Origin of the sequence: Mesorhizobium sp. M1169, assembly GCF_040318345.1 — a bacterium.
Lineage (GTDB): Bacteria > Pseudomonadota > Alphaproteobacteria > Rhizobiales > Rhizobiaceae > Mesorhizobium.
The window spans coordinates 1-9,667 of the sequence record NZ_JAMYME010000082.1 but is presented as its reverse complement, the minus strand read 5'-3'; the positions used below and the strand labels follow the sequence as shown (position 1 = coordinate 9,667).

Genomic DNA, 9,667 nt, shown 5'->3' with positions numbered 1-9,667 from the left:
CTGACAGCGCATCCCGGCCGCGCCCCGGCCGCGGCCGCCCCGAAGGCCGGAGCGCAAGCGGAGGACGGCGCCGCCGTTGCGGCCGTGACCGGGGCGTGGCAGGGGTCGCCTCTCGGGCAGGCCGCGGGCGCGGCCTCTCTGGTGGAGCGCCGCCATGTCTGCAGGCTGTCCGGCGACGCCGCGCCGGCCCGCGTGCCGGCCCGACCCATTCATCCGGGCGGCAGGAAGAGACGGGCATCCTCCGGGACGAGCTGGTCACTGAGCCATGCCGCGAGATGGGCCGGGCCGAGATGACGCAGGTCGTCGTTGAAATCGCCGAGCTGCGGCCGCAACACCAGGGCGAGGATCCCGGCTTCGCCGGCTCGCTGGCTGAGACGCTCGATGCCGTGCCGGCCGGCGGCATCGGCATCGGCCGCGATGTAGAGGCGACGGCAGCCAGGCGGCAAGGTCAGGCCGGCGAGGTGATTGGCCGAAGTGGCGGCGGCAACCGGCAGCGCCGGCATCACCGTCCGGAGCGACGCCATCGTCTCGAACCCCTCGCCGGCGGCCATGACGGGCGCACCGGGCTGGTGGCCGAGCCATATGGCGTTGCCAAGAAGATGCCCGAGCGAGCGGCGGGGATCGGCGAGCTGCGCCTTGCCGTTGCCCGAAGCATCGAGCCAGGTGCGTTGCAGGCCTGTGGTCTGCCCGTTGAGGTTGGTGACAGCGGCAATCAGCGCAGGAAGCGTCCGCGTCTCGCCCGTTACGAGATCTCTGTAGTAACAGCCGGGATGGAAGCGCAGGGCACGCTCACGTGGGGAGAGCAGAATGCCGCGGCCGGCAAGATAGCGTTCGGCCAACGTGCCGGCGATCGGCTGGGACATGCCGAACAGGCGACGCGCGGCGTCGGGAGAGCCGCGTTTCGCGGCTAGCTGGCGCCGCGCGTCAGGAGCTTGGGGCGGTGGCAGCGGCATGGAGAGGAAGCGACGTGCTTCATCCGCGACCTCGCGGAAGTCGACCAGACCACAGCTCTGCTCGATGACGTCAAGCAGGTCGCCATATTCTCCCGATGACTCGTCGACCCATTTTCCGGCTGCCTTGCCGCCAACCGCCTTGAGCCGCACATGCATGGAACGGCCGCGTGTGTTGCGGACATCGCCGACCATCCAGTAATTGCCCGAGCGATGGCCCTTGGAGAGATATTCGCGGCACACCGCCTCGGCATGATCGCCAAGGCGGCGTGCCAGCTCGGAGGCCGAGGCGGTCATGATCGCCTCCCCTCAAGCCGCCGAGGTACGGTCGGTGACGCCAACCAGCGTGTGGCGATCGAAGAGGGAGGCGAGGATGGAGGACCCTTCCTCGGTCGTCGGGATGAACAGCCGGAGCTTCCAGGAGATGATCTCGGCGATCAGTCCCAGCGCCTTCAGCCGGGGAACCATGGCATCGATGAAGCCGATCAATTCGACACGGTAGTCGTTCATGACGCGGCTGCGGCGCAGAATCAGGCCATCGGCGAGTTGCAGTCCGATCCGTCCGTCGACAAGCCCGGTCCAGGCATCTTCCGGCGCGAGCTTGGGTACATCGTCGAACCCCAGATTGCGCAACATGGTCGCGAAAAGAGTCGGCGCGATGTGACGACCGATGATGCGTTCGCCGGCATCGGTCTGGATCCGGTAGACCTGACAATCATGATCCGGCAGCCGACGCCAGATCGGCAACAGCAGACCCGTCACGATGTGAAAGGTGCTGGTGGTGAACTCCGGGACGGCGGTGACTTCTGCCTGCCACAGCTCGCAGAACAGTTTTCGGTCGGCGGGCTGCCAGTGGGTCTCGGCAAGGGCGTCGAGACCGAAGCGCAGTTCGTCCGTCGGCCGCAGCAGGCGCACTCGGTGTTCGACGGTTCCGTCGTCGAGCATCAGGCTCGCCGTGGGAACCCGGATCGCCGTGCGGTTCGATCGCGTGTTCACCAACAGAACCGCTTGCGGTTCCGCCCGGACGATGGCCAGCGCGTCGACGAGGCTGAGCGGCCGTGTACGGTCCTTGCGCGCGACGGTCAGCACATGCGACTGCGCGCCCGAGACCGGGTGCGAGTAGACGGTGCGGCGATCGGTGACGACGATGCTCTCCGCCGTGATCGTCTCCAGACCTTTGTCATAGGAGCCGGCAGCGATCGCGCCCTCGACCTTCGCCGCCATCAACTGCTCGAACACCTCGAACAGCAGGTTCTGGGTTTCGATGCGCAGCGCCAGCAGGCGATTGAGCCAGGTCGTGATCGGCGGCAGTTCGTCGCGCAGCCCGCCCTCGTCAGTCGTCAGCGACAGGCCGGTCACGGTCTCGAAGGTCGTGAGCGAGCAGCCCTCGATCCTGCCCTGATGCAGCAGCATGTAGAATTGGCGAAGTGCGGCCCGCGCGTAGGGGCTTTCGAGATTGTCCTCGGCACGGAACAGCCCTGCCCCGCCGGTCTGGCGCTGGCCGCGCGTGATCGCGCCCAGCGTGTCAAGCCGCCTGGCGATCGTCGACAGGAAGCGTTTGCCGGCCTTCACATTGGCGGCCATGGGCCGGAACAGCGGCGGTTGCTTCTGATTTGTGCGGTGGGTCCGCCCGAGACCCTGGATGGCGTTGTCCGCGCGCCAGCCGGCCTCGAGCAGATAGTGCTTGCGCAGCCTCTGGTTCCTGACCCCGAGATCGGCGTGATACGAACGGCCGGTACCGCCGGCGTCCGAAAAGATCAGCACGCGCTTCTCGTCATCCATAAAGCTCTGGGTCTCGGCGAGATTGGCCGAGCCAGGGCGATTCTCGACGGCAAGCCGGTCGATGCCGTCGCGGCCGGTCTTCTTCACGATGCGGCGGGACCGGCCGGTCACCTCGGCGACGGTGTCGGCGCCAAAGTGATGGATGATCTGATCGAGCGCGCTACCGACCGGCGGCAGCGATGCGAGTTTTTCGATCATCTCGTCGCGCCGGCGAACAGCCTCCCGGCATTGAACCGGGTTGCCATCTTCGTCGTGGACAGGCCGCGAACAGACATAGCCTTCGGCGTCCGAATATTCCTCGAACAACTGGGTGGGGAAGGAGTGCATCAAGTACCCGCCGACATACTCGCGCGGCGTGACGTCGACATGCAGGTCCGACCATTCCTCGGTCGGGATCTCGGCAAGGCGTCGTTCCATCAGCGCTTCGCCCGTCGAGACAATCTGCACGACTGCCGAATGGCCATCGGCAAGATCCTGTCCGATCGCGCCGATCAGGGTCGGCGTCATCGTCGAGGTAATCAAATGCGAGAAAAAACGTTGCTTGGTGCTCTCGAACGCCGAGCGCGCCGCCGCCTTGGCGTTGCGGTTCAGCGTGCCGGACTCACTGGTGATGTTGGTCGCCTCGAGTGCGGCGGTCAGGTTGTTGTGGATGACCTGGAAGGCGTCCGCATAGCCGTTGTAGATGCGAATCTGCTCGTCGGTCAGCTCATGCTCGAGCAAGTCGTATTCGACACCGTCATAGGAGAGCGAACGCGCCGTATAGAGGCCAAGCGACTTGAGATCGCGGGCGAGCACTTCCATCGCCGCGACACCGCCGTCCTCGATTGCTGCCACGAACTCGGCTCGGTTGGCGAATGGAAAATCCTCGCTGCCCCAGATGCCGAGACGCTGCGCATAGGCGAGGTTCTCGACGGCGGTCGCACCGGTCGCGGAAACGTAGACGACGCGCGCGTCGGGAAGGGCGTGCTGCAGCCGCAGCCCCGCCCTGCCCTGCTGCGAGGGCGCGACGTCGCCACGCTCGCTTTTGCCGCCAGCGGCATTGGCCATGGCGTGCGCCTCGTCAAAGATGATGACGCCATCGAAAGATTTTTTGGCCCCCGACTGGTTTTCTCCAATCCCTGTCTGGCTTTCTTTAATCCCCGTCGGGCCTTCGTTCCTTCCCGCCGAGTTTTCTCTGTTCCCCGTCGGGCATTCGTCCCTCCTCGCCGGCTTCTCTCCAGTCCCCGCCGGGCCTTCGGCCCTCGCCTCTTGTCCAACCCAGTCGAGGATCTGGGCTATCCGGGATTTCTTGCCTCCCCGTTCCTGCGAGCGGAGCGTGGCGTAGGTCGTGAACAGGATGCCCTCGGCAAGGCGGATCGGCGTGCCCTGCCGATAGCGCGACAGTGGCTGGACGAGGAGTTTTTCCTGGCCAAGTGCCGCCCAATCGCGCTGAGCGTCCTCAAGCAATTTGTCCGACTTGGAAATCCAGATTGCACGGCGGCGGCCCTGCAGCCAATTGTCGAGGATGATGCCGGCGACTTGCCGTCCCTTGCCGCAGCCGGTTCCATCGCCCAAAAACCATCCACGGCGAAAGCGGACAGCGTTCGCAGCACCTTCTGGCGCGGCCGAGACGACATCGCAGGTTTCGTCGACCGTCCAGGTCCCGGCGAGATAGCCGCAATGGGCTTCGCCGGCGTAGATGACGCTTTCGAGCTGGGCGTCCGACAGCAGGCCCTCGTCGATGATCTCATCAGGAAGAAGCGGGCGATAGGAAGGTTTTGGCGGCGCCACGGCGGCCATTGCGGCCGACTGCACGAGCGGCGTCGGATGCGGTTTTGCGCGGGGAATGTCGATCGACTGGAGCGCGTAGGGTTCGTAGATCGTGTCGGTGAGCCGGCCGCCCTCCTCCGGCATCCAGTCGCGTAGCTCATAGGCGAGGGGGACCGCCGGCGTGCTGTTTGCCTTGACCTGGCGGGCGGGTTTCGCCTGCGCAATCGGGCGGAACGGTTGGATGGCCTTCGGAGCAGCCGTTGAGACAGCGAGGGGTGCGGCTCTCGCCCCCGATCGGGCACCCATGTGCGCTGCTGCCTTCCTCAGGATCCCGTGCGACAGAGCGCCGATCGAATCCGGAAAGCCGCCCGGTGTCCGGGGCGGCAGATCCGTGATCCAGGAGAGCAACGTTTCGACATCTGCGGCCTTGCCGGGCGACCGGATGAAGCCGGTCGGGTCGGTGGCCGGTACCTTGTCGATAATTGTCAGGCGGGTCTCAGTGGTGGTGCCATGGCGGGCATAGACACGGCCGTCGATCGCTGCGGTGAAGACAATGGTGCCCTGCTGCTGCAACCGTTCGAAGGCCGGCCGCCATTTGGGGCTTTCCGAAGACAGCCCGGTGCCGGTGATGGCGACCAGGCGCCCGCCCGGACGCAGGCGTGCGAATGCGGAGGAGAGGTGCCGCCATGCCGCATCGGCGACATGGCCGTCGACATAGGCGCCGACGGTGAAGGGCGGATTCATCAAGACGACGGACGGCTTGATCGCAGGTTCGAGATGATCGTCGATATGGGCAGCGTCGTGCCGAGAGACGGGCATGCGCGCAAACAGCAGGCCGAGGAGATCGGCCCGCGTCGCGGCAAGCTCGTTGAGGGCGATCGAGGCGCGCGCCATCTCGGCATGGACGGCGAGCAGACCGGTGCCGGCCGAGGGTTCGAGAACGAGGTCGCAAGATGCGATCGCCGCGGCGTGCGCTGTCACGAAGGCAAGCGGCAAGGGCGTCGACAGCTGCTGCATGGCCTGGCTCTCGTCGGACCGTCGCGTATGGGTGGGAAGAAGGTCGGCGATGCGCTTGATCATCGCCAGCGTTGCCTGGGGCGTGGTGGACCGGGACAGGATCGCAGGGCCGAACCGGCGCAAGAACAGCACCTGGGCGACTTCGAGCGCCTCATAGGCGTCCTTCCAGACCCAGAACCCTTGCGCATCGCTGCCGCCAAAACCTGTCGTCATGGCGGTGCGCAGTGCGGCGGTGGTGACAGGCTTGCCCTGCTCGAGGAAAGGCAGAAGCCGCATTGCCGCTTGATAGATTGCCTGGGCGTTGTTGATGGAGGCCGGCGTCGGCGCGTCGAGGGGAGCGGCAGTCCGCGCAACGGCAGGTGTGGTCGAAACGATGTTCATGGAGATGTCCTTCGCGAGAGGGGAGGCGCCCGCGCCGGCACTCTCTCCGCGCCAGCCGGGCCGCGCTTCTCCCCGCTCCCCTCTGCCTCTGGCGCCGATCCAACAAACGGGTTGCGCTCTGCGCAAACCCATGACTTGATGCGCGCACAGGGATGCGGCGGCGACCTGGAGCTGCGGAGGTGATGCGACGGTTCAGAATTGGCAGTGAGGTCTACGAGGAGGCAGCGCCTGACCTGCAGGCGGCGCTGGCGAACGCCTATGCCCGCACCGAGCGTCCGCTATGCCTGTGCCGCGAGCCGGGCTGCCCGATGTACATCGCCCGCATCGGCGACCTTCACCTGATCAAGCGCATGCCGCTGAGCGGCGGCGGGCATGATCCATCCTGTGATTCATATGAATCGCCTTACGAGCTGTCCGGCCTGGGCGCCTTGATGGGCAGCGCGATACAGCTCGATCCGCAAAGCGGCTTGGCGGCTTTGAAACTCGATTTCAGCCTGTCGAAGACGGGGAGCCGGGCAGCGTCCGCGCCTGCTGGCCAGAGCTCCGCCAGTGTAGCCGCCGACCCCAGGAGGATGTCGCTGCGTGGCCTCCTCCATTATCTGTGGCACGAGGCCGAATTGACGGTCTGGACATCCCGATGGGCTGGCAAGCGACATTGGTGGAATGTCCGCTGGCATCTGCTCGAGGCTGCCGGGCAAATGACGGTGAGGGGCGGGCCGCTCGCGGATATCCTGTTCGTGCCCGAGCCATTTCGCGCCGAGAACAAGGAAGCGATCGAGCAGCGTCGCAATGCGGTTCTTGCACCTGCGCTCCCGCCGAAATCCGGCCCACGAAAGCTGCTGGTCCTGGTCGGCGAGGTGAAAGAGATTGTTCCTGCCCGCTCCGGTCAGAAACTCGTCATCAGGCACCTGCCCGGTTTTCCCTTCATCATCGACGATGCATTACATCGGCGTTTGCCGGTACGTTTCGAGAAAGAATTGTCGCTGTGGGGAGCAGATTCCAGCTCACATCTGATAGTGATCGCGACCTTCGGATTGAACCCGGCCGGTCTCGCCATTGTCGAGGAGGTCGCGTTGATGGTGGTGTCCGAGAACTGGATTCCTTACGAGACGGTTCCGGAGAAGCGGCTGGTCGACGCGCTCGCCCGCCTTCGCGAGAAGAGCGTGAAGGGATTGCGCTACGACCTGCAAACCGACCAGCCGATCGCCAACGCTTTGCTCCAGAACAGGCAGCAGCCGATCGCGCTCTTTGTCGTCCCCGCCGGTGCGGACGAAACATTCGAGGCTTCGTTGCAGGATATGGTCGCGAACCGGCCGGAGATGGGTGCGTGGACCTGGCGGGTCGGTGACGGGGAGATGCCGGCCCTTCCATAGGCTGGGAACGACATCTCAGATTTCCATCAATGCCGTGAATCGATTGGCGGCCATCGATTCAGACATGCGTTGGACAAGGATCCCCGTTGTCTTGGACCATGACGGTATGGTGAGGGGTGACCAGCGATCGTCTTTTTCGGTGACCATGCTGTGGGTTTGCGAAGATCCGCGGCGTAAGCACAGTGGGCGCCTGATCGTTGTCAGCGTTGAACTCGGCATGCCATTCGAGCTGTCCGAACCCCGCGTTGCATCGGCGAGCGAGACGCTGGAGAGTTGGCTTTCGCATCGGCGTCCGTCCAGGGCGGCACCGCGGTCGATGGTTGCGTTGGGTGGACGATAGGCCTTGGCCAGCGTAGATGTGACCCGATCCCGCAACGGACCGATTCCCATCCGAAGGTGGTGCAATAAATGAAGCGGCAGAGCCGACCCTTCATCGTCGAGGTGAAGAAGAAGCGTGGCGAATCCGCGCGGCAGCGTTCGATCTAGGGAAATCTCGATCTCGCTGCGATCGACGCGGAAACGGCGCGGGAGCTGACGAAGATCAAGTCGGATGTTAGCTGTTATGGCGAGTCATCCGGCGGGTCGCGGCGTTCTTCGATAATCGCCCTGGCCTTCTCGACTGCCGCGATCGCCTTCGGCAGCCAGCGCTCGAACTCTACTTTGGAAAGGCCCATCGGCTGGGATGGTTCTGGATCGCGGAGGTTGGGACGGTCGGGCACGGCTGAGGACGAAGACCTCGTCCGTGTTGGCCTCGAACAGCATTAGGATGCGGTCGCCGATGGCGACACATTCGTTGATCCAGCGACGATCGGAATCGCGGTACCTTGTAGTTCGATCGGGCGGCACATAGACAATCGTGAAGTGTGACAGCGTCTCGCCCGTCGGCGCCGCATAGAAGTGCTCTTCCACCTCGATGACGACCCCGCCGGTGCTGTAGGAGGTGGCGACCGTGTCGCCGGGACGTACGAGATCGGCGACCGTTAGCGCTCCTGGGGGCGTGCGCCGGTATTGGCGGCGATCTGGGGCACCGGGGCTTGCGGTGTAGGTCGAGTACGCCATAGGTGTCCTTGCCGGCCCCTGGCGGGTGTTTACGGGGGGTCCGCATCGTTGTCTCCTCCCCTCCTGGCGCCTCGTGCGCGAGTTGCCGGCAAGCGGCTGTCGATCTCGTCGTCCGACAGGTCTTCGAGCAGTTTCAGGATCGTTCGTGGCCACCGTTGTTGACGAGAACGACGCGTTTGCCACGGTGGTCCGCGGGCCAGGTGTGGGGATTGATCTCGCCGGCGATCCCCCTGAAGTCGGGATGCGTCGCGTTCCAGATCGCCTCGAGCTTTTCCGCGCGGGTCATGCTGTCGCTCGCGCCGGTCTCGTGGGCGATGATTGCGGCGCGCATCTTGTATCCGGGGATTGCCGATCCGTGAGGTCGCAAAAGCCATGAAAACAGCGTTCGCGGCCCCGGATCCGGATCGCGAAGAATACGCTGGTCACGTTGCCGGCCTTGAACTCCGACATGCCGAACATGCCGGTGCGCTTGAAGAGCGGCGGCAGCAAATCGAGCATGAAATGGTATTCTGACGCGGTGATCTGGAACCACTCGCCTGAATAGGGAGTGCCGGAAAGCAGATCGATGCCGGGAGTATCTTTGTGTCGGCTGAACAGTTGGAACATCTGCTCGCGGGTGGCGACGCCGTCGAGCACCTTCCTGAAGGGTGGATGTGCGGTCATGGGGTTCTCCTGAACGCGGGTCGGCCGCGCGCGGCATGAACCGCGTCGTCGCAAGTGCTTGGTGATGTTGTGGCTGTCGACTGGCCGAGCCTGCGGCCAGCGTGTGCACCGGCGATGATGGGGTTTGCAGGGTTCAGGCGGCGCGTCGTTCGGAGGAAGGCGAAGCGTCTCGACCAACCCCGGTGATGGCACGGACGGCGGCGGCGAGCGCCGGGATATCGTCGAGCATGCCGAGCGCGACGAAGTGGTTGGCCCCGCCGGTATAGTCCTTGCGGTCCTTGCAGGTGCGGATCAGGATGCCGGACCTGAGGACAAACCGAACTGGCCGACCTGGATGTAGGCGCGGTGATGGTGCAGGGTAATTTCACCGGAAACGGCTATGCCCGCCTTGTTCGAGCGCAGGTCGAAGCTTCCTGCGGCAGGGCAAGTTCGTTAGCGAGTTTCTTCAGCCGTGAACGGGCTGTCGTGTGAAAACGTCTCTTCTGCTGCTCGTCATAGGAGCAGCTTCTGTTCCAGTCGAACATGTCGATCTCCATGAAATGGAACAGGCCCGGGGGGGGGGGGGGGGGGCCCGGGGGGGGGGGGGGGGGGGGGGTTTGGGGGGGGGGGGGGGGGGGGCGGGGGGGGGGGTGGGGGGGGGGGGGGGGGGGGGGGGGGGGCGGGGGGGGGGGGGGTGGGGGGGGGGGGGGGGGG

7 protein-coding genes are annotated in these 9,667 nt (G+C 65.2%); 2 read left to right on the top strand and 5 right to left on the bottom strand.

The features are described from left to right. Positions 1 to 209: 209 nt before the first annotated feature. Together NKH41_RS33375 and NKH41_RS33370 are read right to left on the bottom strand one after the other, a co-directional pair. A complete protein-coding gene (locus tag NKH41_RS33375) occupies positions 210 to 1,247 on the bottom strand; it encodes a DUF7146 domain-containing protein (RefSeq protein ID WP_352468580.1) in 1,038 nt (345 codons plus the stop codon). A gap of 12 nt (positions 1,248 to 1,259) precedes the next feature. Beyond that, positions 1,260 to 5,879 carry a strawberry notch-like NTP hydrolase domain-containing protein gene (locus NKH41_RS33370; RefSeq protein WP_352549791.1) on the bottom strand — a complete coding sequence of 1,540 codons (4,620 nt, stop codon included), beginning with the start codon at positions 5,877 to 5,879 and terminating at the stop codon, positions 1,260 to 1,262. 182 nt (positions 5,880 to 6,061) lie between these two features. Here NKH41_RS33370 and NKH41_RS33365 point away from each other — a divergent pair, with 182 nt between their 5' ends. Next, the gene (locus tag NKH41_RS33365) at positions 6,062 to 7,252 is read left to right on the top strand and encodes a DUF1173 domain-containing protein (RefSeq protein ID WP_352468582.1); all 1,191 of its coding nucleotides are present in this window, start codon (positions 6,062 to 6,064) and stop codon (positions 7,250 to 7,252) included. Positions 7,253 to 7,822: 570 nt separating this feature from the next. On the opposite strand, the gene NKH41_RS33360 is transcribed toward NKH41_RS33365, so the two are convergent. The 3 genes from NKH41_RS33360 to NKH41_RS33350 all read right to left on the bottom strand — a co-directional run bounded on the left by NKH41_RS33360 (position 7,823) and on the right by NKH41_RS33350 (position 8,974). Next, positions 7,823 to 8,311, bottom strand: a complete 489-nt coding sequence (locus NKH41_RS33360; RefSeq protein WP_352468583.1) for a hypothetical protein — start codon at positions 8,309 to 8,311, stop codon at positions 7,823 to 7,825. A 133-nt stretch (positions 8,312 to 8,444) separates the two neighbouring features. After that, positions 8,445 to 8,597, bottom strand: coding sequence for a hypothetical protein (locus NKH41_RS33355; RefSeq protein ID WP_352468584.1), 153 nt, complete (start codon positions 8,595 to 8,597; stop codon positions 8,445 to 8,447). Then, the gene (locus NKH41_RS33350) at positions 8,594 to 8,974 is read right to left on the bottom strand and encodes a DUF1419 domain-containing protein (RefSeq protein ID WP_352516378.1); all 381 of its coding nucleotides are present in this window, start codon (positions 8,972 to 8,974) and stop codon (positions 8,594 to 8,596) included. Before NKH41_RS33350 ends, NKH41_RS33355 begins: the two co-directional genes overlap by 4 nt. A gap of 124 nt (positions 8,975 to 9,098) precedes the next feature. Between NKH41_RS33350 and NKH41_RS33345 the strand changes: the two genes are divergently transcribed. Continuing rightward, positions 9,099 to 9,314: a hypothetical protein gene (locus NKH41_RS33345; RefSeq protein ID WP_352468586.1), complete on the top strand. Its 216-nt coding sequence runs from the start codon at positions 9,099 to 9,101 to the stop codon at positions 9,312 to 9,314. The last annotated feature ends 353 nt before the right edge of the window (positions 9,315 to 9,667 follow it).